Genomic DNA, 26,541 nt, shown 5'->3' with positions numbered 1-26,541 from the left:
CACCTCCTTCAAGTCATAACTACCCATACAAAAGCACGCAACAATGCACCCGCGCAGGATACAAACCGTATCCCGGCGCGGAACATGTAGGACCGCAACCTGTGCGATCTTGTTCTATTTAAACCGTTGCGTTAGCATTGCGGTCAAATCCTTAGACAGGATACCCAAAATATTAATAACTCTCGCATACTCCATCCGCGTCGGACCCAATATACCTATCGTACCCAACGCTTCTCCGTCTACTGCATATGTAGCAGTAATCAGGCTGCAATTGGCAAATGCTTCATGATCATTTTCTGTACCGATGCGGACTTGAATTTCAGGGGCTCCGGCTACAGGAGTCATCAGTTTAAGCAGCGTTGGTGTTTCCTCCAGCAGATCGAGAATATGTTTAACCTTTTCTACATCTTTAAATTCAGGTTGATTCAGCATGTTCGTCGCACCGCTCAAATACAAGCGCTGATCCGATTCATTATCGAGTGCTTTATCCAGCACCTTCATAGCGTCCTCAAAATGAGACACATGCTTCTCCATTTCCTGACCAAGCGCGGTGTAAAGGCGTGATTTAAGCTGATAAATCGGCACACCGACCAGCTTGCTGTTCAGTAAATTCACAACCTTTTCCATCTCGGAAATTGAAATTCCAGGTGGAATATCCACCGTTTTATTCTCCACCTGACCGGTATTGGTCACGATAATCGCCACAGCCGTCGTTTCGTTGAGCGGCAACAGCTGAAAATGACGCAACGAAGTATGAAACACCTCCGGCCCAAGCAAGATGGAAGTATAATTGGTCATATGGGACAAAATGCCTGATGCATGCTGAATCACTTGCTCCATTACATTCAGCTTTTCGGCGTAAAAGGCTTTTAGTTCCCGCATTTCCATAGGCTTCAGTGTATTTAGTGGCACCAAATGGTCCACATAATAACGATAACCTTTATGAGACGGGATGCGTCCCGCAGAAGTATGGGGTTGCTCCAGATAGCCCTGTTCCTCCAAATCCGACATTTCATTACGGATCGTGGCTGGGCTGAATCCGACATCCTGCCTTTTGGATATGCTGCGGGAACCCACTGGCTCAGCCGAACGAATGTAGTCATCAATAATCGCATTCAAAATGAGTCTCTGACGTTCGGTTAACAAGCGAATCCCCCCTTATCGTTTATCCATAATAGCATGATTGTTAAATGGAATCATTAGCACTCGTTCGCGATGAGTGCTAACTGATAATACAAAAATACCAAACCGACCTGATCATTGTCAAGTCAGATCAGTATTTTCAATAAACGAGATTTATTACATCCATTTTGATTATTGATATGGAAACAGAGCGTTTACACTTTTTCACATAAACCCTCATTATTCATCATATCCAAACCGTATTTATGTATAGGGATACAGAATGCAAAAAATTGAGACTGTGTCTCCAAACTGTTGTAACTTTATTGTCTTTGAGGAGGAATAGGATCTGAGAAGCCAGCGCCGCAACCTTTTATACGCATTAATCGCTCTTTCACCTACAATTTGTATGTTTTACATTTTAATCGAATTGTTTCCGTACACAGGCCTAGGAAGAATCCTTGCTTTGCCACTAGTTTTTATTCTGAACGCTGCCCTTATGATTTCAGTGATCCATTTAATTCGTAAATTAAGACCCTTGTGGTGTGCCTTAATCTTGATCCCTACAATACTGTTAAGCATATGGAATACCATTTTATTTTACCCACAAGAATTCAGTCCAAGCATTCCCAAGCAAATAAAATATAGTGTCACTGCTATATTACATTATGATGATTTAACACCAGCTGATTGGGAAGAGTACACATATCGTCCAAGCCGAACTGGAGAGTCTGAAAAATATATTGTCGCCTTGTATAAATACAAAGGTCAAGTCCCGTTAGATGGCACTACATACTTTTATAATGATACGGATTACCATAAGGACCATCCCATAAGAAGCCTGAGTGATATACCTTCGGAACTGGAGCCTCATCATCAATTTATTTGGTGGTTACTCCAAACATTTGAGAAACGAACAAGGGCACAATAATGTAAGCTGTAACACATACGCAAGGCTGCGTCCTGATAAAAAAACACTGAACTGCCTCATTATTGACAGGTCAGTTCAGTACTTTCAACACTGCGATTTCATCACAATTGTTTTGTTTACTGCAATGAATGCAGTCAGTCCATACCTTTTCAGGGAAAATCTCTTTGCTAACTACATCAAAACCGTTTTTTATAAAAAAGGATACCTCGTAGGTTAGTGCCATAATTTTAGGAATATGTTGCCGCCGTGCTTCTCTAATAAGGCCTTCCACAAGCTTGGAGCCGATTCCCATTCCTTTATGCCCCTCAGAGATACCAAGGGAGCGAATCTCTACCAAATCAGCCCCCAATTTGCATAAAGAACCACAACCAACGACTTCGCCGTCCACCTCTGCAACAATAAACAGCTCCAGTTGGCGCGTAAGCACTTCCCTTGAACGTGGCAGCATAATCCCCCGCTCTGCATAGCCGCTAATCATTTGATATAAAGGCTCCACATCCTCAGGAACCGCATTTCTGAACAATACATCTTTACACACTGAAGCCATTTTGCTCTCCTCCTGCCGCTTGCCGCATATAATGAATAAATATACAACATTACGCATAGAATCGCAATACTCCATTTACCCTGCTGTGGCAGAATGGTGTAATAAAATGATGGCCCAGCTTACGAAGTCAAAATGTACTGTATTGAAGCTTGCAACTTATGAATTTACCGTGATCGAACCGATGAACTCTGCAAATACGTCATTTCCGAATAAAATACCGCGTTCGCTCAAACGATACCCATCCTCGATTGATTCGATTAACCCTGCATTCAGCATTTTTCTAAGAGGAACTGTAAACGTGTCTTCCAATGTCTGACCGAATTGAGCTTCAAAGCGGGATTTGGACACACCCTCCAGCATTCTCAAACCGACCATGAGAAAGTCCTCCATAGCTTCCGCCGTCGGCACCTCAAAGCTGTCCAAACGCGGTAGGCCATTCCGAGTAGCCTCCACATAAGGGTTAATGCCCTTAATGTTCATATGACGCTCTCTGTCAACATAACCATGTGCCCCAGCGCCAAGACCATAATAATCCTCATTCCGCCAATAAGTCATATTGTGCTTACTACCCAAACCTGGTTTAGCGAAATTGCTAATTTCATACTGTTCATAACCCGCTTCTTTCATGCGACGCATAAGGAGCAAATACATTTCCAGTTCGTCATCTTCATGTGGAAGTGGCAGCTGATTTTTCTGGTATAACGTGTGGAAGAGCGTGTTCTCTTCAACCTTCAAACTGTAGATAGAGTAATGAGGAAGATCCAGCTCCAGCGCTCTACTGACGCTTTCATCCAGCATGTCGACCGTTTGGTTCGGCAAACCGAACATCAGGTCAATCGACAGATTGTCCAAGCCGGCCTTACGTGCGTTTTCCAAACTACGATAGACGTCATCTGTACTATGAATACGACCTATGCCTGTAAGCAGATCATTCTGGAAAGCCTGCACACCAAAACTGAGTCGATTGACGCCGCCCTCTTTCATCACAGAAAGTTTTTCAAAATCAGTTGTGCCTGGATTGGCTTCCATGGAAAACTCAATATCTTCCGCCCAGTTTGGAAAATAGGTACGAACGCTCCTCAGGAAATATTCCATTTCCTTCGGATTGAGGGTTGTTGGTGTTCCTCCCCCGACAAAAATGGTCTTTATCTCTCCTGGCGGGTGAAGTTTGACCGTATGTTCCATCTCCCGTTCTAAGGCATACAGATATTCCATAACAGGCTGATCCTTGAGCACATAAGAGTTGAAGTCACAGTAAAAGCATTTATTCGTGCAAAAAGGTATATGCAGATAAACCGCTTGAGGCGCGGATGAATATTCATGTTTTTGTATGGATGCGGTCATACCGATCCTCCTTGTCGATTCAGGGTATAGTGAGAAAATGAGCCGAGGTCGAGACCAACCGCTTCGTGTTCCATTTGATCTTCTGATCGCTGTTACTCCCCAATTTTCCATTATATAAGCACTCTTAGGGATAAAATTGGGGAGTAAAGGCGAGCGCTACGCTTCTCCAGATTCAAATGGCCCACTCCGCTGCTGCCCACCACGAATCGGTCATTTTTTGTGGTGTAGGTGTTGCAGTAAAAGAAAAACATCTTTATACATACTCTAAAGATTGATTTAAAAATATAGTTGCCATATTACTCTAAATCAGAACTTGAACGAGCTCTCTGTCCTGAATAGCTTGCTCAAATAAAGAACGTCCATTCTCCATGCATGGCAAATGCCTCATGAAAGAATGGACGAATACTTCAAACTGCTTTACTCATCTATCTTCAGTACCGCCATAAATGCTTCCTGTGGTACTTCTACGTTACCGACCTGCTTCATACGCTTCTTGCCCTCTTTTTGCTTCTCAAGCAGCTTCCGTTTACGGGAAATATCTCCGCCATAACATTTGGCCAAGACGTTTTTACGCATAGCCTTAACAGTTTCACGCGCAACAACCTTTGTTCCTACAGATGCCTGGATTGGCACCTCGAACATTTGCCGTGGAATCAACTCGCGCAGCTTCTCACAAATGATACGTCCGCGGTGGTAAGCTCGATCTCTATGCACGATGAATGACAATGCATCGACCTGCTCACCATTCAACAGAATATCCATCTTCACCAGATTAGATTGGCGATAGCCTGAAATCTCATAGTCAAAGGAAGCATAACCTTTGGTGCTGGATTTAAGCTGATCAAAGAAATCATATACGATTTCAGACAAAGGAATCTGGTACGTAATCGTTACCCGTGTTGTATCCAGGTACTCCATGTTCACGTATTCACCACGCTTGCTCTGACAAAGCTCCATAACCGTACCTACATAATCATTTGGCACGATGATGCCTGCCTTAACATATGGCTCTTCTACATGTTCAATACGTCCTACTTCCGGGTAGTTGGATGGGTTATCAATTTCAATCGTTTCCCCGTTAGTCAATTGTACACGGTAAATTACGCTTGGTGCCGTTGTAATCAGCGGAATATTGAATTCACGTTCAATACGTTCCTGAATAACGTCCATATGAAGCAGACCAAGGAAACCGCAACGGAAGCCGAAGCCCAACGCACTGGATGTTTCCGGTTCAAAGCTGAGCGAAGCATCGTTCAGTTGCAGCTTTTCAAGCGCCTCACGCAAATCGTTATATTCCGATGTTTCAATCGGGTACAGACCGCAATACACCATTGGATTAATTTTCCGATAGCCTGGCATCGGTTCTGGTGTTGGATTTTTGGCATCCGTTACCGTATCCCCGACACGAGTGTCGCCCACATGCTTGATTCCGGCAACGATAAAACCAACATCACCGATATTTAGCTCATCCACGATCGTCATACGTGGCATGAAAGCTCCAACCTCGATAACCTCAAACGTTTTGTCAGTGGCCATCATCTTAATTTTCGAACCCGCACGGATACTGCCATCTACAACACGTACATATACGATAACGCCTTTATAAGGATCATAATGCGAATCGAAAATAAGCGCCTTGAGCGGATTATCCGGATTTCCTTGCGGAGCAGGCACACTTCTGACCACCTGTTCCAAAATTTCCTTGATACCGATTCCAGCTTTGGCTGAAGCATGTACGGTTTCGCTCGTGTCCAAACCGATAACATCCTCGATTTCCTGCTTTACCCGTTCAGGATCAGCACTTGGCAAATCAATCTTGTTAAGCACTGGCAAAATCTCCAGATTGTTGTCCAACGCCAAATAAACGTTAGCCAATGTCTGCGCCTCAATCCCCTGCGCTGCGTCTACTACCAGCAAAGCACCTTCGCAGGCTGCCAAACTACGAGATACCTCATAGGTAAAATCGACGTGTCCCGGTGTATCAATCAAGTTCAAAATGTACTCTTCGCCGTCATCGGCCTTATAAGTGAGTCGCACTGCCTGGAGCTTAATCGTAATCCCGCGCTCCCGCTCCAGTTCCATCTGGTCAAGCACTTGCTCCTGCATTTCGCGGGAAGTGAGTGCACCGGTGTACTCCAAGATCCGGTCAGCCAGCGTAGATTTACCATGGTCTATATGTGCAATGATACTAAAGTTCCGAATTTTACGTTGTCTTGCCAAAATGTCAGTCATGCCTTACCCCCACACAATGCCTAGTATCAATCAGCTTATTATAGCAGTTGTAAGGGGGGTCAGCAATATTTCTATTCTGTTACCCCGTCAAATACAGATACAACCCAGCGAATGCCCTGTCTTGACAGGTTTTGAAGCAGTCCAGCCGTTTTGTCAGCCATGGTATCCACCGAAGCCTGCTGCGCCTTTACGGCTAGTAGCTCACGAGGAGTCTCTAGGCCCTGCCGAGTATTGTCATCTTGTGCAGCCTTCATATCCCATTCATGTGTCCAGCGCGCGGTCTGTTCCTCACTTCGTTCGTTTGTATTCCCTTCGTTCGTGTTCGTTTGTGGCTCAAACTCGACCTTTCTATTTGTATTATACGTACGATTATGCACTTGGGCATCAGCTGCCGGGGTATCCTCAATCACCGTCTGCTCATATTCAACTTTCTGTTGATTTACTGATGAAACTGGATTCTCGTCCCATTCCGGGCCATAGACTGAGCGCAGACCAGAACCTGCCAGCTGCATGCCAAGTAACACGCCCGCTCCGATCAGAAGCACAAATCCAAGCGCTTTTTTACGAAAATGTCCGGTCATTATATCCCCCCCTAACTGCTACCTTATTTAATTGCCGCTATTGCTCTTTTTGGTGTCAGATACGTTGGTGCCCGCCTTCTGGGCTTTCTGATCCTCCCAATACACTTCACTGATCATGTCCGCCAAAACGTCAGAAGTTCGTTTTAACTCCTCCTCCGTGTTGTCAATCCCACCGATTTCGATCAAAATGCTATGCGAAGACAAGCTTTGATTATATTCACCGTTGTTTCCTTTGCCGCCATCTTTTCCCCATACACCTCGTGATACGCCGTGATAGGATTTTTCCAGCTTTTCATGAATACGAGCAGCAAAAGCTTCATTTTTACGCCAATTTTTGTTGTCATGTCCGATGATAAAATACACTTTGGCATAAGAAAGTCCATTAATGGTGGCTGTTGTTTTTCCATGACGTTGCGAATCACGATGAATATCAAGCAGATAAGTCAAACCTTTATTTTGAGCCAAAGCCTCCTTGACTGTTGCGCGTGAATATTTATAGGAGTAGTTCCAATTGTAATTTTGAACTGTGGTGGCATAATCCTTGTTTACATGCAGTGTAGATATCCCTTGCTTTTCCAGTCTCTTCTTTACGAAGTCACCTACCCTTGATACATTAGCTGACTTAGAGCCTGAATTGGGGTTAGAGCTGGTTTTGCTCAGTAATGGATTATATGCTTCTCTGGGATGAGAATGGTAGATTAATATACGCTTCTCCCCTTTGGCAGCATCCCCTGGATCATCCTCACGTGCAGAGTCTGTTTCCGGTGTTGTCGGAATACCCGGCGTAGTAGACGGCGGGTTCTCAGCTGCGTCTGAACCCCCAGGGGTATCTGTCGTTCCCTGATCAGGCTGATAATCCGTAGGACCCTCTACCTTGTCGTTCCCCGAACCCTTGCGCAGCAAGACAGGCGCACCAGCAGACATGCCAGGAATTTCACGAGAAATGAGACTTTTGGGATCCTGCGGATTAATACCTGTAAGCATTTGAAAAACAAATGGCGACCATTGTTCACCCGACAACGAAGAATGCTGCTTCTTTTGTGCCAAATGAGGTACCTCCATACCTAGCATATCCGCGAAAAAACCGCTGGACACCGAGCCTGCCAATCCTTTCATCGAAGAAACAGGAGAGGTTTGCAAACGATTTTCTGCCAACCCTCCTAGTCCCAAAACGACAAATAAAAGCGCCGAGCCCATGATAAGCAGCACAAGCGTATGTCCCATTGCCAAAATTTCGATACCTTTTCTTCTCCATCTTCCGACGTTCCAGGTCTGAATTTTTTTCATGTGAGCCTTGTCCTCCTTCGTCCCGTCGAAACCCGCTTATTACATTCGGGAACACAGGGTTCCTATCTGTTGCGGAAATCTCTTATACTTCAACTCTATGAACGGAGAACAATTACTAGAACACAAAAATCTCTATCACAGGTCCAGCCCGAAAGAGATAGGCTACCTGTTAAATAGAGATTTTTGTGTCGTGTCTTAGAAAGATGGTTTTGCTAGCCTTTCATTAATGCGTATAAGCGGCGACATTGTCGGGATCAACAGCCTCATGTAGAGCAGCGTTCAATCCGGTCGCAATGATATTTGCGATATCTTCAATGAATTCATCAATCTCTTTTGGAGTCACAATCAAATCATGCCCTAGTGGTTGGAGCACCTCTTTCACTAGCCCAAGTCTCTCAGGTTCTGATATTTCATCCAACATTCCGAGAATTACTTTGGTAGAAGCTTTTTCTTTGGTAAAATGTGTTTTCATCAGTTCGATTACATTGTTGACGATGGTCGAAGCATAGCATACCGTTGGAACGCCGATAGCGATACACGGAACCCCCATAATATCCTTGGTGATACCACGCCGCTTGTTGCCAATACCTGAACCTGGATGTATTCCGATATCCGCCACTTGAATAGTCGTATTGACACGCTCCAGTGAACGTGACGCCAAAGCATCAATAGCAATAATCAGTTCTGGTTTTGTGCGATCCACAATGCCTTGAACGATCTCACTGGATTCGATTCCCGTGATACCAAGAACACCCGGCGCAATTGCACTCACATCCCGATATCCAGGGTTGATCTGATCAGGTGTCAGTTCAAAATATTGACGGGTGACCATTAAATTTTCAACGACAAGCGGACCCAGAGAATCAGGAGTAACATTCCAATTTCCCAGCCCTACCACCAGCACTCTTGCCACCTTAGAAATCCCTATTTTTTGTATAAAATGCTCCATTTCTTTGGCAAAGGCAATAGCTACCCGTTGCTGAAGTCCAGTGTCGCCTTCACGCAAGCCAGGTACTTCGAGCGTAACGTAATGCCCTTGTACCCGACCAATACGGTTAGCTCCTTCTTCATTTAATACATCCAGCCGCGTAATTTTAATACCGTTATCTTCCTCCACATTCTCATTTATACCCGCCAGTGGTACAGGCTGATTCCGTTCTGCCAGCTCTCTTGCCTCTAATGCCAAATCCGTGCGTACCGCATACTTCTGCAAATCCAGATCCATCTTTAAACCTCCTTGTATACCATCTCTGGCTATAGTGTGCGAGACACCCAGCAGGTTTATGCACATCCATTTTCATCCTGTAATTTGCATCGTCTTAGAATGTTTTCTTATTGCAATTTGAGGTGTGGCGTGCTAAAATATTTTAAGTTGTGAAACGTTTGTGTTCATAAGTAATGCCTTTACAGGAGGTGAATGTAATGCCAAACATCAAATCCGCTATCAAACGCGTTAAAACTAGCGACAAACGCCGTGCGTTGAACGCTTCCCAAAAATCCGCGCTTCGTACAGCAGTAAAAGCTGCCGATACAGCGTTGGTAGGTAACGAAGCTGAAGCTGCTGCTGCTGCTTTCAAAGTGGCTTCCCAAAAGCTGGACAAGGCTGTAACTAAAGGTCTGATCCACAAAAATGCAGCTGCTCGCAAGAAATCCCGCTTGGCGAAAAAACTTAACGCTCTTACAGCTCAAGCGTAAGCAAGAGCTACTTTTATACGTTAATGAAAAAATCCTGACCAGCCTTGGCTGATCAGGATTTTTTAGTTTATAACTTTATGAGATTAGATTGAAGCACCTGCTCCCATTTTCATCAAAAATAGTTCGAGTCCCAGCACCTTGTCAACAACACCTGTTTTCATATGATAGTCCAGCTCGCCCAGTTCATAGAGAAGCTGGCGCAGCTGCTCAGGACGGAAGCGTCGCGCTTGATCCCCTGCAACTTTCACCCCATAAGGATGCAAGCTGAGCTGACTCGCAATTTGTTGCTGAGAATAGCTTTGACCTGCCAGCTCTTTGACCTGCAACATAATACGAAACTGCCGTGTGATCAAAGCTGCAATCTTGATTGGTTCCTCTTTTTGCTTAAGCAATTCATAAAAAATACTGAGCGCCTTATCCAGCCGCAAATTAGCCAGATCCTCAACCATCGCAAATACGTTTTGCTCTGTATTACGAGGCACAAGGGATTCAATGTCAGCGGATGAAATCGTTCCCTGCGCTCCTGCGTATAAGCACAGCTTATCTATCTCGGCAGCCAAGGATTGAAGCCCGGTACCCGTGTATTGAATGAGTCTCTCAGCCGCTCCTGCTGCCAACTGCACTTCTCTTTCTGCTGCACGCTTATGGACCCAAGCTACAAGATCATCTCCACCCATAGGGGCGAAAGCAATAACTGAGGCATCACTTTTCAGTTTCTTGACGATCTTTTTCCGTTCGTCCAGCTTTTCAGCCTGAACCGTAAAAACGATGACGCTATAGTCAGTCGGGTTATCCATATAAGTCAACAGAGTCTCAAGACGGTGCTCTATTTTGCCATTATCTTTGCCTGCTGCAAATACACTGGTATCCCGTACAATAATTAGCTTTTTCGGCACCAGAAAAGGCGCTGTCTCCGCATCCTCCACAACCACCTCAATTGGCGTCTCGGTTAAATCATAAGAAATAATGGCGAAGTCACGATGCTCCTCCTCCACCACCTTCTCTTTTAGCATATCAACAAACTGCTTCATTTGATATTTTTCACTGCCATATAGCAGATACACTGGCGAAATATCACCTTTGCGAATAGCCCTAGAGGCTGTTTTTACATCCATTTTCCGTTCCCCCCACCCACTGATCGTACCTGACATCCGACCGGAAGGCAAGTCATGACACAACAAAGGGACCCCGCCTTTAGGCAGAATCCCTTCACCACCATCTATATCAACACGGCAGCAGAAAGCTCTAGAAACTTTCAACCGTCGGGATACGACGTCGGTTCATATAGTTTATTCTCTGTTTCTAAAAGTGTGCCAACTTACGGAAACTATTTTCCAGTGCTACGCGGGACGGTGTACGTATATTTACTTGCAGTCCCATCCTGCTCCGTCTCATACATAAAGGTCTGGCTGTCATCTGACCAGCTTCCTTTGACCCAAGCACCCTTCAGAGTACGGACTTCCAGTGTTGTTCGGTCTACACCGTTATCGGAAAGTTTATACACTTTCAGCTTTTTGCCTTCAATAGCCACTGCATAGCTACCATCAGGCGAGTTGAACTGATCTGTAGAGGCGGACTGGGCACCATAGGTGGAAGCATTATTGCTGTCCGGAGAGACCAGCGAATTAGATACAAAACCTTCTCTACGAACCGGGTCTTGTGACACGGATGATTGCTCATCATTAGAAGCTGCATTGCTGCTATCCGCTCCTAAGGAGTTGCCCGCATCCTTGGTGACACTTTTGGATGTCGTATCTTTCGACGTTTCATTTGAAGCAATTCGACTCTGTACCTTCAATTCCTGACTAAGCGACGAAGATGCATCATTTGTACTTGTATCATCGCTATTATCCTCCTGAGCGGTACCCGTATCTGCTAATGGTGCCTTTTCCATTTTCGGATCCAGCTGTTCATCAGGAGCAATCGTAGGTTGATCAGATTTTTTCTGTTTTAACTGTTTGTCATCGGATTGAGGAGCATCTGCAGATGAGTCATCCTTTGAGGCCTGACGATCGACGTTTGGCTGTCCCTGCTTTTCATCCTGACGGGAAGAATGTTTAGTCGGTGCAGACTTTGTTAAAGGTTCCTCGCCAGCTTGCTGATCATCCACCTTCCCAGCATCCGGTTTGGAAGGATACTTTTTGTCATCTGAACTGTTTATTCCCTGGTCGCCCAAGTCAGGTTCCTTATCTGCAGGTGTCAGAGAGGAATCGGCTCCTTGTCCCTGTTCAGATGGCGGCTTGGTCGATTCCGCTCCAATGGTTGCATCACGTCCTCCACTCCCATTGGTCGTACCTGGGATTTCCGTCTGATTCTGCTGACTTGTCACCTCGGGCGACTGGGATGTAAGTATGCCTTCCGCATCCTGCACTGTTTTAGGCTCGAAGTTGAATACTACAATCCCCAGTACAACGGCAGCGGCAGCCACGCCCATGGCAGCACGCCCTCCCACCCGGTTCCACCAAGGCACAGGCTGAGTACGTTGTCCAAGCCCTGTTCCAGGCTCAGGATCAGCAGCTACAGGCTGCATTTCCTGAAGCGCGCTTCCCTGCTCTTCACGTGCGCGGTCAATGGCATCAAGCTGAGGCATGATGGAATCCACCAGGCTGAACGCCGGGGAAACCGCAGGCAATTCCTCCAGCTCGCGAGAGAGTGTCTGAAGAATATGAAATTTTTCCGCACAGTCCGGGCAAGTCGCAATATGGTTCATTAATTGGGACGTCTCTTCTTCACCCAGTTCATGATCCACATAACGCTGCATCCAATCCATCACCTCTTCTCCACACTTCATCCTGATACACCACCTTTCTGATACTCCTGAAGTAGCCCTTGCAATTGTTGTCTTGCACGATACAAGTATGACTTGACCGTATTTAGCGGCAAATCCAGAGAATCGGCAATCTCGTTATAAGAGAAATCCTGCAAATATCTCAGGACAATTACCGTCCGGTGGTGTTCCGGGAGCTGTTGTATAGCCTCACGAACATCCTGTGCCATGTAAGAGGTTAACACCTCGACCTCCACGTTTTGGGGGTCGTTAAATATCATGTCATGCTCGTCAATGGAAACCGAAGGCTTCGTTCTTCTGAATTTGTCGATGCATATGTTCGTTACAATGCGTTGGACCCAGGTTTTAAACTGCGCTTTTTCCTCATAAGAGTTAATTTTGGAATATATTCGTATGAGGGCTTCTTGTGAAGCGTCCATGGCGTCCTGCTCATTATTTAGAATGTAATATGCCGTACGGTACACATGCTGTTCTATCTCTCTTAATAGGGTAATGAGAGCGTCGCGATCGCCCGATTGAGCGGCTCGGATGAGTCCCTGCTCTACCACAAAGGATCCCCCTCTCCCTGCAATATTACAGACGTATCCCTTTTGCAAATTGTTGCAGGATAGACGTCTGACGCTAATTTTATTTTTTTAATAAAAAAAATTATAACAAAATGCCCAGAATCCCCATTGTATCCTCCCTTAGAATAACAGAAAAAGGGAAGGTAGTCACCTTCCCTCAGCCCCTACATATATCTAGATACTGAACCTATTGAATTGCATGAAACGTTTTGTGATTTATTGGAAATCAGAAAATCAGATATAAGTTCTAATTGATAAGACAGAGCAATCGGATCTTGAAAATAAAAATCGTCGATTGAGTATTGGTATCCCTTATCTGATATAACGGCAGGCAAATTATTGGCTGTTATAAGCCTGTTTTTTTGTATAATCAAAATCATTTTGTATCTATTTGTTCACGTTTGCGTTGATACCGCACACTCAGCTTCCCTTGCTGCGCACGAATCTGTACCTCTCCCATTGTGTCTGTTCGATATATGGCAGAACCAACTTCCGCCAAACGTTCCAATACCGCTTTATTCGGATGTCCATATGTGTTGCTTGCACCAACTGAAATGACGGATACTTTCGGCTGCCAGTAGGACAACCACTCTTCCGAGGTGGAATACTTACTTCCGTGATGTGCCACTTTCATAACGTCGACAGCTTTCCTTGCATCTCCTATTCCCTCCTGAGCTTTCACACGAGATGGAGAACGGGTTAATTCAGAAAGCAACAGCGACTCTGCAGCATCATCCATATCTCCTGTGAATAAAAACGAGGCCCCCTCCATCTCTAAAATCATGGCAACAGAATAATGATTCTGTTCCTTCATCACAGGCAACTGCTCAGATTCGTTCTCCTCCAGCTTAAACGGATAGAGAAAGCGAATTTTCGTATCCCTGTCCGGTCCCCACTCCATGCTATGATGTGCACCGTACAGCTTGATCTGCTTGTCCAAAGCCGTGTTTAACAACTTCCGGAATGGGGCTTTGTCTGTTAGGGTACCGTTAAAAAATAAGGTGGATACGGGAATTTGGTCAAATACAGCCTGTAGACCTCCGGCATGATCATGATCTCCATGCGTCAAAATGACAGCGTCCAGCCGGTGCACCCCACGTTGCTTTAGCAAGGGCACAATCGTATCCGCGCCTACCTCGTAGGGATCTGTACGCTTGCGCCAAGCGTTTTTTCCTGTTGCAAAGTCCATTGTACCCCCGCCATCCACCAAAATATGTTTCCCTCCCGGCGTTGTAATTAAAATGCTATCACCTTGGCCCACATCCAGATACTGAACAACTCCCGTGTTTCTTTCACTAGGAGATTGGTACCCTATACATAGTATGCCAAGCCAGGCAATACCACTTAAAGCCAGTGCCACATGACGATATCCATTCCACTGTCGACGCGCAAATTTCCCTGCACCCTCGGGTTCATGAGCCGTTTGCAAAATAGCAGCCCACTCAGCAGCAGCCTCTAATCCTGTATACATAGGTGATGTTATGGTAGTAGAATTCACAACGGAAATGTCGCCCGTTTTCCTTCGGGATGTCAACCACGTTTTGAGCCAGTACAAAACACTGTACAAAGCTGCATAATACGCCAGAACCCACAGAATAGAAGAAGACGGCCAAATACTCACATAAGCATCATCTACATTCAGCCATTTCACAAGCCAAAAGGTCAGATCGTTCAATTGCTCTGCCGGCCACGCAAGGATACGAGCACCATCCCCCCATAAAAAGGCCATTCCCATGGCTACCGTACCCAGTGGAAGCACGATATATGTAATTAGGGGGACAAGTACAAAATTAGCCGCAAATGATAATAACGAAAATTGATTAAAGTAGAATACCGTCATTGGAAACGAAACAAGCTGTGCCGTGACTGTAATCGCAACTTCACCACCGATCAGGAGGGGCCATTTGGCGAAAAACGGCTTCATAAGCGGCATATATATGAGCAACCCACCTGTTACCAAAAAGGACAGCTGAAAGCTGACGCTAAGCAGGTAGTATGGATTCCATAGCAGCATAAGCAACGCAGATATACTTAAAATATTAAGTCCGTCTTTGAGCAGCCCTCGTCGGGCTGCAAACAAGCCAATCATCGCCATAATTCCCGCTCTTACAACAGAGGGAGAAGCACCTGTCAGCAGGACATAAGCCGGAATCAGTACCATCACAATCGTAAGAGAGGTTTCACGGCTAACTCGTAATAACTTGAGTAAATATAATAATGTGGCCGCATATACCGCCACATGCATACCTGATATCGCCAAAATATGCGTTAAACCAAGCTGCGTAAATTCATTATACGTTGCTGGGTCCAGCTCATCTGTAACCCCAAGTACCAGGCCTTTCATATATCCTGCCTGAAGAAGTGATGTAAAAGCAGATTCCATTTTTTGACCTAGCTGCTCTCTAAGCTGATCATTCCATCTGAATAATATGTAGCGGTTCCACTGTGAAGCCTCCTGCCTCTGTAACGAGGCGGCTCCAGCCCCCTTGAAAAGCCAGTGAATTTCCTGCGTGTGCAGATATTTACTGTAATCAAAGCTACCAAAATTACCCGCTTTTGCTGGTGCCTTTAAGTTGCCACGCAGCAGGATTGCATCCCCACGCTGCCATGCTGCCGCAAGTTGCTGTTCCTGCTTCGCAGCCAACTTGATATGAACAATGACCTGTTCAGAAATAGATCCTCGATGTTCAACCTTATTGGATTGACTTGCAAAGTGATGGATTGAAGTAACTCTCATCTCAAACTGCGCACGATCCCCATCAATCTCAACTTCTGAAGCAATAAACCCTGCTGCTTGAACAGGCATGTCTTCTATGACAGAAGACGATACATGAAGAGCACCAGGAATACTGCTTACATTATGCGTATCATGCCAAAACCAATGAAATCCACCACCACTTAATGCAATCCATAGCAATACCATATGTCGGATGGGAATTTTCATCAGTAAAGCTATAAGTGGGGAAATCAGGGTAACTCCCGCCCACAGTAATAAAAGTATCCGTCCCGAATACAGACACGCTCCTGCACTTCCTATAATCCAACAAACAGTGAGACTTAATATAGGCCTAGTAAACACAAGTTGGGTTTGAATACAATCACCTTCCATTAGCAAACATTGCTTTCTGTCCAACTCACAAAACAAAAAAAGAACCCCTGACAAAATAGCATTGTCAGAGGTTCTTCCTCGTTTATTGATTAATCTTTAACATCCATCAGCGTTTCCTGTGGTGGATGATATGTCTCCAGCATACGAAAGGCGATCCCCTTTTCCTCCATCATAGCACGAACCTTATCGGCATCTTTTGGATAAGGTCGGTGATATACAATCTCCACAATACCGCTGTTCGCCAACATATTGGCACACGTCCAGCACGGCTGGTCGGTGACATATACGGAGGAGCCTTCACGGTCAATCCGGTCAGTAAACAGCAACAGGTTCTGCTCCGCATGAATAGTGCGAATACAACGCTGCTTCTTAACCATTTCCTCCCGTCCATCACGGTGAACGACCTCATATTCCTCCGAGATCATACAGCCTGCCTCAGAACAGTCAGGCACCCCGGATGGTGCGCCATTATAGGCCGTCCCCAATAGCTTCTTACCTTGTACAAGTACGGCTCCAACATGACGCCGCGCGCAGCGCGAACGGGTGGATACCATATAAGCGATATCCATGAAGTAGGTGTCCCAGTCCTTGCGTACATCTGCACTCATTTCCATCTCTCCCATATAAACAAGTTAAACGTAAAACATATCCGTTACAGCCACTCTCAAAGCCTATACCGTAAACTTAAATAAGTTATAAGCTGACATACGGCTTCATTTTCGCTAACATTTTAGCTCCGATTCCTTTTACACGATCCAAATCGTTCACACGTTTGAACAGCCCGTGCTGATTACGATAGTTCAAAATAGCCTCGGCCTTTTTAGCCCCAACCCCCGGAAGTTCCATTAACTCGGCAGCAGTCGCTGTGTTAATGTTTACCTTTTTTTCACCGGAAACGGATGGAATAACCGAATCATTCACCGTATTTGTCCTACTCGTCGTTACAGCATTCGAACTGGCAACAGCTGTGTCTGATCTCGAATCCGCAGCATCTGACTGCTTTACGGTACTTGAATTCCCCGCCATGGAGTTTTCACTCATAACAGCAGATACACCAGTAGAACTCTGCTTAGTATTATGCTTCACATTGTCAACAGCTTCGACATTCGCTCTGCGTTCAGCTTGGTCTGAAGCCTCTTTTACAGCATGCTTTCCTTGGGCATAGTCACTGCTTCGCTGCGACTCAATTGACTCCGACTCTATCGCCAAAGCCTTCTCCACCTTATGGTTAAGCAAACTCCACTCTTCTTGTGGCTCAGAGCGCTGCCCTCCGGCAAACAAAATAAGTCCACTCCCGATTACAGCAAGCGTTATTGCCGTTCCTGTCCATACGCGTTTCATTTTTCGTATCGTCCCCTACTCCACATGGATTTCGGAATTGAAGCGACTGAAAACCAGCGTCTCAATCTAACAGAGCAAATCTGTCCAATTTCCGTCAAACCGGAGGTTTATAAACACCTCCATACGGTCTCGCTGTGAGCATTTATACAAAGAGTGGTGCGGCCCCAAGCATGATCTAATGTGTTCAGACATAAAATTCGTCATGTCGGCCAAGACCAAGTGCATACACTAAGAAGAATGACAGCACAGCGTCTATACCGCAAAGTATGAAAGGAGGACGTTGAACAATGAAAGTTGGATTTATCGGGACTGGCAGCATGGGAAGTCTGCTAATTGAATCTTTTATTCATTCGGACGCACTCAAACCGCAGCAAATATTAGCAAGCAACCGAACGTATTCCAAGGTAGCCGAGCTAGCCCGTCGTTATCCAGGTTTGCATGCAGCTCAAAGCAACCGTGAGACGGCAGCGGAAAGCGATATTCTATTTATCTGCGTGAAGCCGCTGGAATCAAAAACCGTAACGGATGAAATACGCAACGTCATTACAGAAGAGCAGATCGTCGTTTCTATCACAAGTCCAGTACAGATCCGTATTTTGGAGCATGCACTGAAAGCCAAAGTGTCCAAAATTATTCCGAGTATCACTCACCAGATTGGAAGCGGAGCCTCACTATGCATCCATGGAAACCGGATTACAGAGGAGGATCGCTCCCTTCTGGAAGAGCTTATGTCCCACATCAGCAGGCCAATTCGGGTTAAAGAGTCTCATACACGGATCACATCGGATTTTTCGAGTTGCGGCCCTGCTTTCTTGGCCTTTTTTATGGACCAGTGGATTCAAGCCGCAGTTCAAGCTACGGGTATAGACCGTACGGAACTATGCGCATTGGCCGGTGAAATGATCATCGGTACTGGAAAGCTGCTCACGGAAGGCGGGATGACACCAGCCGAGTTACAAGCAAGAGTAGCGGTTCCCGGAGGGATCACCGCCGAAGCTCTCGCATTGTTGGACATCAGCCTGCATAGTGTCTTCCCTGAGCTAATACGGGCCACGCACAACAAGTATGAAGAGGACATGCAAAAGATAGATGTCTCCTTCGGCCTAAAGCCGCTTAACCGGCAACAATATTAACCAGCTTACCAGGAACAGCAATTACCTTGCGAACCGTTTTACCAGTCAGTGCTTCCTGAACGCTGTCCAGCGACAAAGCAAAGGCTTCCATTGCTTTGGCATCAAGATCTTTGGCAATCGTTGCACGCTGTACAATTTTACCATTCATCTGGATGACAATTTCCACTTCAGCGTCCACCGTCCATGCTTCATCATAGGCAGGCCAAGCCGCGTACGTAATGCTCTCGTTGTGTCCCAGCAGCTGCCACAGTTCCTCGGCCAGATGCGGTGCAAGCGGAGACAGCATTTGCACGAAGTTTTCCATCGCTGCACGCGGCAGAAGGTCTGCTTTGTATGCATCATTGGTGAAGATCATCAGCTGGCTGATTGCTGTATTGAAACGCAATGCGTCCAGGTCCTCAGTTACCTTTTTCAGTGTTTTATGCCAGGTGCGTTTGAACTCGTCACTACCGCCGTCATTTTTAATTTTTTCGTTCAGGCTACCATCCTCGGAAACAAACAGGCGCCATACGCGGGACAGAAAACGATGCGCTCCCTCAACGCCATTCTCATTCCATGGCTTGGTCGCTTCCAGCGGCCCCATAAACATCTCATAAATACGCAGCGTATCGGCGCCAAACGTATTTACAATATCGTCAGGATTGATGACATTACCGCGTGATTTACTCATTTTTTCATTGTTGTTGCCCAAAATCATACCCTGGTTGACCAGCTTATAGAAAGGCTCTTTAGTTTCCACTACGCCGATATCATACAGTACTTTGTGCCAGAAACGGGCATACAGCAAGTGAAGAACCGCATGTTCCGCTCCGCCAATATACAGATCAACAGGCATCCATTCGCGCTGTTTCTCTTTGGATACAAGCTCTTTATCATTTTTTGGATCAATAAAGCGCAGGTAGTACCAGCAGCTTCCTGCCCATTGCGGCATCGTATTTGTCTCACGACGTGCTTTCATACCTGTCTCAGGATCAACGATTTCTACCCAATCTGTCGCATTCGCCAGCGGGGATTCACCTGTACCTGAAGGCTTGATATTGTCCATCTCTGGCAGTACGAGCGGCAGTTGATCCTCAGGAACCGTTTTGATCGTTCCATCTTCTAGATGAATTACTGGAATCGGCTCGCCCCAATAGCGTTGGCGGCTGAACAGCCAGTCACGCAGACGATAGGTAACTTTGCCCTGTCCTTTACCCTCAGCTTCGAGCCATTCGATCATTTTCGGAATAGCTTCCTCATTGGTAAGTCCATTCAGCAAGCCTGAATTGACATGCGGGCCATCCTCGGTGTATGGCTCTTTGTCCACGTCTCCACCTTGAACGACCTCAGTAATTTTCAATCCGAACTTCTTAGCAAATTCCCAGTCACGTGTATCATGACCCGGTACTGCCATAATTGCACCTGTTCCGTAGCCAGCTAGTACATAGTCAGCAATCCAGATTGGCAGCTTTTCGCCGTTCACCGGATTCACTGCATAAGCTCCTGTGAATACGCCTGTTTTATCTTTGGCCAGATCCGTACGCTCCAGGTCGCTTTTCCGAGCAGCTTGTTCACGATACTGTTGTACAGCGTCCTTTTGCTCAGGTGTAGTAATCATATCCACCAATTCCTGCTCAGGGGCCAGCACACAGTAGCTTGCGCCGAACAGCGTATCTGGACGGGTTGTAAATACTGTGAGTTGCTCGTCATATCCTTCAATTGGGAAATGAACCTCTGCACCGGTAGACTTACCAATCCAGTTCCGCTGCATATCCTTAATACTCTCGGACCAGTCCAGCTCCTCCAAATCATCCAGCAAACGATCCGCGTATTCCGTAATTTTCAGCATCCATTGACGCATTGGTTTGCGGATAACCGGATGGCCGCCACGCTCACTCTTACCGTCAATAACTTCTTCATTCGCCAGTACTGTTCCCAGTGCTGGACACCAGTTAACAGGCACTTCAGCTACATAAGCGAGACCGCGCTTATACAGCTGGATGAAGATCCACTGTGTCCATTTGTAATAATCAGGATCAGTTGTACTGATTTCACGGTCCCAGTCATATGAAAAGCCAAGTGATTTGATTTGACGGCGGAAGTTGTTTACGTTCTTTACCGTAATTTCGCGTGGGTGCTCACCTGTATCCAAAGCATGCTGCTCGGCAGGCAGACCAAAGGCGTCCCAACCCATCGGATGCAGCACGTTGTAGCCACGCATTCTTTTATAACGTGAAACAATATCTGTAGCTGTGTATCCCTCCGGATGGCCTACATGCAGACCAGCTCCAGACGGGTACGGAAACATATCCAAAGCATAAAACTTCGGTTTGCCCGGCTCTTCCCCAGTGCGGAACGTCTTGTTCTCATCCCAATATTTTTGCCATTTTGGTTCAATACTTTGCGGTTGATAGCCGTGCTTCGGCTGTGTGTCTGTCATTGTCTTTTCCTCCTCAAACGGTATGCAACAAAAAAACCTCTGCATCCCGTAGCGTGTCAGCGCTAGGGACGAGAGGTTATATTCCCGTGGTACCACCCTAGTTAGCAGAAAGCGTTCTTCGCATTCTACTCCCTTTGCACCTGATAACGGAGGTGATCCGATGCGTGTTAATAACAGAATGCTAACACCTATATAGTGCTTTCCTGCGTTGGACGCATATCTCCGAGGTGAGTTCGCTTTGCACTGTCAACCGGCTTGCACCACCCGCCGGCTCTCTACATGTCCAGTCAAAACTACTATTCCTCATCAGCGATTGTTTAACCGTTAATAATGGCACTATTATATTGAAAACCGCGAAAAAAGTCAAATAAAGACTGCATTTGATACTAAACCCCATCTTCATACTAGTTGTCCATGACACACGAATACGAATGTTTTATAATAACTCCAAGTTACAATGATTCAAGTTGAGATGAGATAAGAAAGGTGAGCTGAGACATGGCACAGATTAAAATTTTCGGAATCAAAGAAAAGCTAAATCCGATCAAAAAGCAACTTTCAGAGGTAATTCACTCTGCCGTGGTGGATGCGTTCAACTATCCTCCAAACAAAAGGTTTCATCGTTTCTTCCCTATGAATCATGAAGACTTTATATACGCCGATGGTCGCTCCGAGGCGTACACCATTATTGAGATCAGTATCTTTGAAGGCAGAACGACAGAAGCTAAGAAGCAACTCATCAACCTGTTATTTCAAAGAATTAACGAACTTTTGGGGATTTCTCCACAGGATCTTGAGATTACGATATTTGAAACCCCGAAACAGAATTGGGGAATTCGGGGTGTACCAGGTGATGAACTTCAGCTGAACTATAAAGTGAATATATGAGTGCAAAAAGACGCCCTTCATGACTTCATGAAAAGCGTCTTTCTTTTTCTATATTAGCTCAATGATTCCTGGCTATTTTACAGCGACATAAAAAAGTCTCGCCGCGTCATCTTCTGCTTCTATCCATTCAAAATCTGCATATACCTTCACATCACGAAAACCCGCTTTGGACAATTCTGCCTTCATCCAGTCTGGATCATAAGCACGCTGTACATGAATTTCCTCAAAACGCTGGTACAGATCGCGTCCTTCATGTTCTGCTCTCGCAAAGATACTGAGATGATGCTCAATTTCACAACGTGGAGTGTCCAATGCGCATGTCCAGATATACGAGATAGAGCGTTCATCCAGTACGAATGGTTGTTCTTCATCATAACGCAAAAAAGTCTGGGGGTGATGTACATCAAACAGAAAGGTTCCACCAGGCTTCAGACCAGCATACGTTCTGCGGAAAGTAGAAATGATATCTTCTTCCTCAAGTAAATAATTCAGGCAATCGCAAAAAGAAATGACAGAATCCACGGGCTCCGGTAAAATCCATTCTCGCATATCCTGCTGTATCCAGCGAACGCTTCCCTCACGAAACAATCGCTGTCCTTGAGGAGTGGTTTCCATTTTGCGACGGGCTACTGCCAGCATGTCAGAGGATAAATCGATGCCAGCCACCTCGAAGCCCGAGTTAACCAGTGGAATCGTAATTGAGCCCGTTCCGCAGCCCAGCTCGGCCACTGTATGTGGCATACCGTATCGATCCCAAGCCTGCCGTGCAAAGCGCAACCAGTCCGGGTACGGCATGTCCTGCATTAGCTCATCATACACATAGGCAAACTTGCGGTAAGAAGCCATCTTTTTTATTCCCCATTCCCGTCCTTCGGTTTAGGCATTGTCTCCACCAGGTAGGTCCAGTTTTCTTTTTGTGTAACCAGTCCTTCCTTCATCAGCTTGCCCATCGCACGCTTGAAGGCGGATTTACTGATACCAAACCGTTGTTTGATAATATCCGGCGGCGTTGCGTCAGAATATGGCATGCCGCCACCCGGACGTTCCTTCAGAAATGCAATTAACCGATCCGCATCCTCATCACGGCCTACTTCCTTGCGTGGCGACATCGCCAGATTGACCCGACCATCTTCGCGAACAAGCGTGACCCGTACCTTAACCTCCTCGCCCAAGCGAAGCATGCGGTTACGTTCCGAGGAATGAATCATCCCTATTGCACCAAAACCAAGCACACCCCCGTCCACCAGGACGAATGTGCCCATCTGAAGCGGCTTGTACACCGTCGCCTGCACCCATGTATTAAGCCACGAACTAGGAGCATGGAAGCACAATGGAGCCAGTTCCTGCTCCCCTGCCAGCTTAGCTCGCAGTCTGCCTTGTTTGTCATGCTCCATAATGGCATACACGTAGTCACCCACACGAGGATGCAGATCCCGGTTTTCTGGCAACTCACGAATCGGCAGCAAAAGTTGACGACCCAGTCCCATCTCCAGGAAACATCCCAAACGCGGATGGACATCGGCCACCTCGAGCTTTGCCATTTCTCCCAAAGACAAGAACGGTTTTTTCATAGTTGCAGCCAAACGGTCCTCTGTATCGTGGAAGATAAATACCTCCAGCCGTTCACCCACCTCGATTTCACGAGTCAGCTCCGTATAATGCAGCAACACATCCTGCTCGCCGACGGTAAGGAAATAGCCGAAAGGCGATACTTCACGATCCACCATAATGGTGACATAAGTACCAGCGATCAAACTCATACCTTCTCCACAACCTTAGCATCCGACCAGAGTCGTTCAATGTTGTAATATTCGCGTTCGTCGCGATGGAAGACATGCACTACAACATCTCCCAAATCCATTAGAACCCAGCGAGCGGAATCCATTCCTTCGATCCCTTTGATGGCTACACCTTCATCATGAGCGCGTTTGCGAATTTCGGTTACAATCGCCTGTACTTGTGTATCCGAATTACCGTGGCAGATTACAAAATAATCCGCGACTAGCGATACTCCACGCAAATCCAATGCGACAATATTCATTGCCTTTTTATCATTAGCGGCCTCAACCGCCGTTTGCATTAATTTCTCATTCGTTAGGGTCATTCATGAACCTCCGTTTTTTTCTGTTTTAGCTGTTGAATCAAGTCATTGCGCGACAAGACCGTCAGCGGAAAAATAACCTTTTGCTTCTCCAGTAACAATGAAATTGTAGAGTCAAATCCAGCAATAAGGCCCTGCTCCAAACTTTTCTTTGCCTGTTTGCGGATATGTTCAACCCCAGGGAAATCCCGCCCTGGTTCGATGTAATCAGCCAAACACACGACTTTGTCCAGCAGGCTCATACCTACACGTCCTGATGTATGCCAGCGGATCGCATTCCTTATTTCCGGATCATCCACTCCGTAATCTCTTGCTGCAACGCAGTACCCTACCTCTGAATGCCAGAGCTGCTTGTCATGCTCCAATAGCTCCTGATCACATTCAGGATAGTTACGAATCACTTCTTCCATCTGTTGAACAGGCCAATATTTCGCCACATCATGCAAAATAGCCGCCAGTTCCGCCTTATCCGGGTCTGCTCCATAACGTTTTGCAAGCTCCACAGAGGTATGCATAACACCCAGCGTGTGTTTCCAGCGTTTTTCAGGCATCTGACCAGATACGGCTTCCATTAGCTGCTCACGGCTGTACTTCATACAAACCGCCCCTTGTAATATAGTCATGTACACGATCAGGCACAAGATAACGAATGGTACGGCCTTCTGCAGCACGCTCCCGTATATCCGTCGAAGAAATGTCCACCACTGGCATATCTGCCAGCAGTACCTTGTCCTGCAAATAATGTGGCAACTCATCCAACGCAAGCTGGAAGCCTGGTCGCCGCACCCCAATAAAACAAATCCGCTGCGCCAATTCCTCAATTCCCTGCCAATGAGGCAAGTAGTTCACCATATCCGCACCAATAATAAAATAAAAATCTACAGCAGGATGCAGCTCCTGAAGCTTCTTGATCGTGTCAATGGTATAGGATACCCCCCCGCGAAGCACTTCAATATCCAGCACTTCAAAAGCAGGATGACCCGCCACCGCTTCACTTGTCATCTCCAGACGCTCCTTGCCGCTTGCCCCCGCTTGATGCTTGTGCGGAGGAATATGAGAAGGCATAAACCATACTTGATCCAGCTCATAGGCATCTCTTGCCGCTTCTCCAGCCAGCAGATGTCCAATATGAATCGGGTCAAATGTACCACCCATAATACCGATTTTCATAATTTTCTCCCCGCGTATTATCCTCTAGGCAACTCGATTTGCTTATGATCACGAGATTCCTTGTACAAAATAATGGTGCTTCCAATAAGCTGTACAAGCTCGGAACCCGTCTCTGCTGCCAGTTCTTCCGCAATTTCATGTTTGTCGTCCAAACAGTTGTTCAAAATTTGTACTTTCATCAGCTCACGCTTTTCAATCGCATCATTGATGTGACGCATAAGATGCTCATTCGTACCGTTTTTACCTACTTGAAAAACCGGGTCCAAATGATGCGCCATCGAGCGCAGATATCTTTTTTGTTTACCTGTTAACATGTATATTTAACCCCTTCGTCGCCACATATGCAATGCGGCATTTCCATAATTTTAATGTATAATCCGACTTACGACAGGCTTCTCAGCACAGCCGCTCTCATTTGGTCTACTGCAGGGGCCACCCCCGTAAAATACTCAAAAGCCACTGCCCCTTGGTACACAAACATGCCCAAACCTCCATGTACAGTGCAGCCACGCTGTTCACGGCTTTCGCGTAAAAGTCTCGTTTCCAGCGGGTTATAGATCAAATCACTCACAATGATTCCTTCCGGAATCAGACTCGTTTCCACTGGAAGCTCATCAGATAAAGGAGACATTCCCACCGAGGTTGTATTAATCAACACATCCACTGTCGTGAGCACATTCCTAGCTTCCTCGTTGGAATAGCCCATTACTGGAATTGCTTCTGTCGCCCACTCCAATGCCAGTTGTTCAGCTTTGTCACGTGTTCGGTTCAGAATAATGACCGATTCAGGTTGCTCCTCCAACAGGGCATGAATCACGCCCCGAGCAGCCCCACCGGCTCCTAAAACAGCAATTCTTGCACCCTTTAACTCGACAGAAGTCTCTTCTTTAAGGGAACGCACGTAGCCAATTCCGTCCGTATTATAGCCCTTGAGCCGCCCATTGTCATTCACTATCGTATTGACAGCGCCAATGAGCCTGGCCCCTTCATCAATCTCATCCAGATATTTCATAATCTCAACCTTATGGGGAATCGTCACATTGACTCCGCGGAAATGCAAAGCACGAATCCCCTTCACGGCATCCTCCAGCTGATCCGGTGTGACATGAAGAGGTACAAAATCTCCATCAATCCCCGCTGCCTGTAAAGCTATTTTATGCATAAGGGGCGATTTGGAGTGCTTGATCGGATCACCCAATACGCCCAATAGTACAAGATCTCGTTCGATCGCTCCAGACTCCCCGCTGCTCATCGTTGTTCTCCCCCATATTGCAAAATATTAGGCCG

The 26,541-nt window shown here is 46.2% G+C and carries 24 protein-coding genes and 1 other annotated feature; of the genes, 3 read left to right on the top strand and 21 right to left on the bottom strand.

Annotated features, from left to right (window positions below):
- Positions 1-114: 114 nt before the first annotated feature.
- The 7 genes from hrcA to gpr form a co-directional block, all read right to left on the bottom strand.
- Positions 115-1,146, bottom strand: coding sequence for a heat-inducible transcriptional repressor HrcA (gene hrcA / locus KSP24_RS02070; protein WP_013372178.1), 1,032 nt, complete (start codon positions 1,144-1,146; stop codon positions 115-117).
- A 977-nt stretch (positions 1,147-2,123) separates the two neighbouring features.
- Positions 2,124-2,600 carry an N-acetyltransferase gene (locus tag KSP24_RS02065; protein WP_216974348.1) on the bottom strand — a complete coding sequence of 159 codons (477 nt, stop codon included), beginning with the start codon at positions 2,598-2,600 and terminating at the stop codon, positions 2,124-2,126.
- Positions 2,601-2,756: 156 nt separating this feature from the next.
- Positions 2,757-3,944 (bottom strand): radical SAM family heme chaperone HemW, encoded by a 1,188-nt coding sequence (gene hemW, locus KSP24_RS02060; RefSeq protein ID WP_216974347.1) that lies wholly within the window; start codon positions 3,942-3,944, stop codon positions 2,757-2,759.
- Positions 3,945-4,361: 417 nt separating this feature from the next.
- Entirely contained in the window at positions 4,362-6,176 is a 1,815-nt protein-coding gene (gene lepA / locus KSP24_RS02055; protein ID WP_013372182.1) for a translation elongation factor 4, read from the bottom strand.
- A gap of 71 nt (positions 6,177-6,247) precedes the next feature.
- Complete coding sequence (locus tag KSP24_RS02050) at positions 6,248-6,757, bottom strand: hypothetical protein (RefSeq protein WP_025674277.1); 510 nt, start codon at positions 6,755-6,757, stop codon at positions 6,248-6,250.
- A gap of 27 nt (positions 6,758-6,784) precedes the next feature.
- Entirely contained in the window at positions 6,785-8,044 is a 1,260-nt protein-coding gene (locus tag KSP24_RS02045; protein ID WP_216974346.1) for a stage II sporulation protein P, read from the bottom strand.
- 223 nt (positions 8,045-8,267) lie between these two features.
- Positions 8,268-9,269, bottom strand: a complete 1,002-nt coding sequence (gene gpr, locus KSP24_RS02040) for a GPR endopeptidase (protein ID WP_013372185.1) — start codon at positions 9,267-9,269, stop codon at positions 8,268-8,270.
- A gap of 197 nt (positions 9,270-9,466) precedes the next feature.
- Between gpr and rpsT the strand changes: the two genes are divergently transcribed.
- Positions 9,467-9,739, top strand: coding sequence for a 30S ribosomal protein S20 (rpsT, locus tag KSP24_RS02035; RefSeq protein ID WP_013372187.1), 273 nt, complete (start codon positions 9,467-9,469; stop codon positions 9,737-9,739).
- 83 nt (positions 9,740-9,822) lie between these two features.
- On the opposite strand, the gene holA is transcribed toward rpsT, so the two are convergent.
- The 6 genes from holA to KSP24_RS02005 all read right to left on the bottom strand — a co-directional run bounded on the left by holA (position 9,823) and on the right by KSP24_RS02005 (position 17,543).
- Positions 9,823-10,854 carry a DNA polymerase III subunit delta gene (gene holA / locus KSP24_RS02030; RefSeq protein ID WP_040103290.1) on the bottom strand — a complete coding sequence of 344 codons (1,032 nt, stop codon included), beginning with the start codon at positions 10,852-10,854 and terminating at the stop codon, positions 9,823-9,825.
- Between the two features lie 212 nt (positions 10,855-11,066).
- Positions 11,067-12,530: an anti-sigma factor family protein gene (locus KSP24_RS02025; RefSeq protein ID WP_040103289.1), complete on the bottom strand. Its 1,464-nt coding sequence runs from the start codon at positions 12,528-12,530 to the stop codon at positions 11,067-11,069.
- Positions 12,527-13,075, bottom strand: a complete 549-nt coding sequence (locus tag KSP24_RS02020; RefSeq protein WP_013311184.1) for an RNA polymerase sigma factor — start codon at positions 13,073-13,075, stop codon at positions 12,527-12,529. The genes KSP24_RS02025 and KSP24_RS02020 overlap by 4 nt, the downstream gene beginning before the upstream one ends.
- Before the next feature lie 394 nt (positions 13,076-13,469).
- On the bottom strand, positions 13,470-16,202 hold the full coding sequence (locus KSP24_RS02015; RefSeq protein WP_081317871.1) for a ComEC/Rec2 family competence protein: 2,733 nt from the start codon (positions 16,200-16,202) through the stop codon (positions 13,470-13,472).
- Positions 16,203-16,291: 89 nt separating this feature from the next.
- Complete coding sequence (locus KSP24_RS02010; protein ID WP_013372191.1) at positions 16,292-16,810, bottom strand: deoxycytidylate deaminase; 519 nt, start codon at positions 16,808-16,810, stop codon at positions 16,292-16,294.
- 85 nt (positions 16,811-16,895) lie between these two features.
- Positions 16,896-17,543, bottom strand: a complete 648-nt coding sequence (locus tag KSP24_RS02005) for a ComEA family DNA-binding protein (protein WP_216974345.1) — start codon at positions 17,541-17,543, stop codon at positions 16,896-16,898.
- A gap of 287 nt (positions 17,544-17,830) precedes the next feature.
- Between KSP24_RS02005 and comER the strand changes: the two genes are divergently transcribed.
- Entirely contained in the window at positions 17,831-18,676 is an 846-nt protein-coding gene (comER, locus tag KSP24_RS02000) for a late competence protein ComER (RefSeq protein WP_216974344.1), read from the top strand.
- Here comER and leuS read toward each other — a convergent pair.
- Positions 18,657-21,095 (bottom strand): leucine--tRNA ligase, encoded by a 2,439-nt coding sequence (gene leuS, locus KSP24_RS01995; RefSeq protein WP_058710241.1) that lies wholly within the window; start codon positions 21,093-21,095, stop codon positions 18,657-18,659. The two genes, comER and leuS, sit on opposite strands and share 20 nt — an antisense overlap.
- A gap of 61 nt (positions 21,096-21,156) precedes the next feature.
- Positions 21,157-21,414, bottom strand: a binding site (T-box leader).
- Between the two features lie 179 nt (positions 21,415-21,593).
- Here leuS and KSP24_RS01990 point away from each other — a divergent pair.
- A complete protein-coding gene (locus KSP24_RS01990; RefSeq protein WP_013372196.1) occupies positions 21,594-21,983 on the top strand; it encodes a tautomerase family protein in 390 nt (129 codons plus the stop codon).
- A gap of 72 nt (positions 21,984-22,055) precedes the next feature.
- On the opposite strand, the gene KSP24_RS01985 is transcribed toward KSP24_RS01990, so the two are convergent.
- From KSP24_RS01985 to aroE, 7 genes are all read right to left on the bottom strand, one after another.
- A complete protein-coding gene (locus KSP24_RS01985; protein ID WP_064962090.1) occupies positions 22,056-22,829 on the bottom strand; it encodes a class I SAM-dependent DNA methyltransferase in 774 nt (257 codons plus the stop codon).
- Positions 22,830-22,834: 5 nt separating this feature from the next.
- Positions 22,835-23,743, bottom strand: a complete 909-nt coding sequence (locus KSP24_RS01980) for a CvfB family protein (RefSeq protein WP_013372198.1) — start codon at positions 23,741-23,743, stop codon at positions 22,835-22,837.
- Positions 23,740-24,087, bottom strand: a complete 348-nt coding sequence (rsfS, locus tag KSP24_RS01975; protein WP_013372199.1) for a ribosome silencing factor — start codon at positions 24,085-24,087, stop codon at positions 23,740-23,742. The genes KSP24_RS01980 and rsfS overlap by 4 nt, the downstream gene beginning before the upstream one ends.
- On the bottom strand, positions 24,084-24,680 hold the full coding sequence (yqeK, locus tag KSP24_RS01970; protein WP_013372200.1) for a bis(5'-nucleosyl)-tetraphosphatase (symmetrical) YqeK: 597 nt from the start codon (positions 24,678-24,680) through the stop codon (positions 24,084-24,086). The genes rsfS and yqeK overlap by 4 nt, the downstream gene beginning before the upstream one ends.
- Entirely contained in the window at positions 24,664-25,254 is a 591-nt protein-coding gene (gene nadD, locus KSP24_RS01965; RefSeq protein WP_013372201.1) for a nicotinate-nucleotide adenylyltransferase, read from the bottom strand. Before nadD ends, yqeK begins: the two co-directional genes overlap by 17 nt.
- Before the next feature lie 17 nt (positions 25,255-25,271).
- Positions 25,272-25,568 (bottom strand): ribosome assembly RNA-binding protein YhbY, encoded by a 297-nt coding sequence (gene yhbY / locus KSP24_RS01960; protein ID WP_013372202.1) that lies wholly within the window; start codon positions 25,566-25,568, stop codon positions 25,272-25,274.
- Between the two features lie 68 nt (positions 25,569-25,636).
- Positions 25,637-26,506 (bottom strand): shikimate dehydrogenase, encoded by an 870-nt coding sequence (gene aroE / locus KSP24_RS01955; RefSeq protein ID WP_058710245.1) that lies wholly within the window; start codon positions 26,504-26,506, stop codon positions 25,637-25,639.
- Between the last annotated feature and the right edge of the window lie 35 nt (positions 26,507-26,541).

This window comes from Paenibacillus sp. AK121, from assembly GCF_019042715.1.
Lineage (GTDB): Bacteria > Bacillota > Bacilli > Paenibacillales > Paenibacillaceae > Paenibacillus > Paenibacillus polymyxa_C.
The sequence above is the reverse complement of the archived record's forward strand: the minus strand, read 5'-3'. Positions and strand labels throughout refer to the sequence as shown.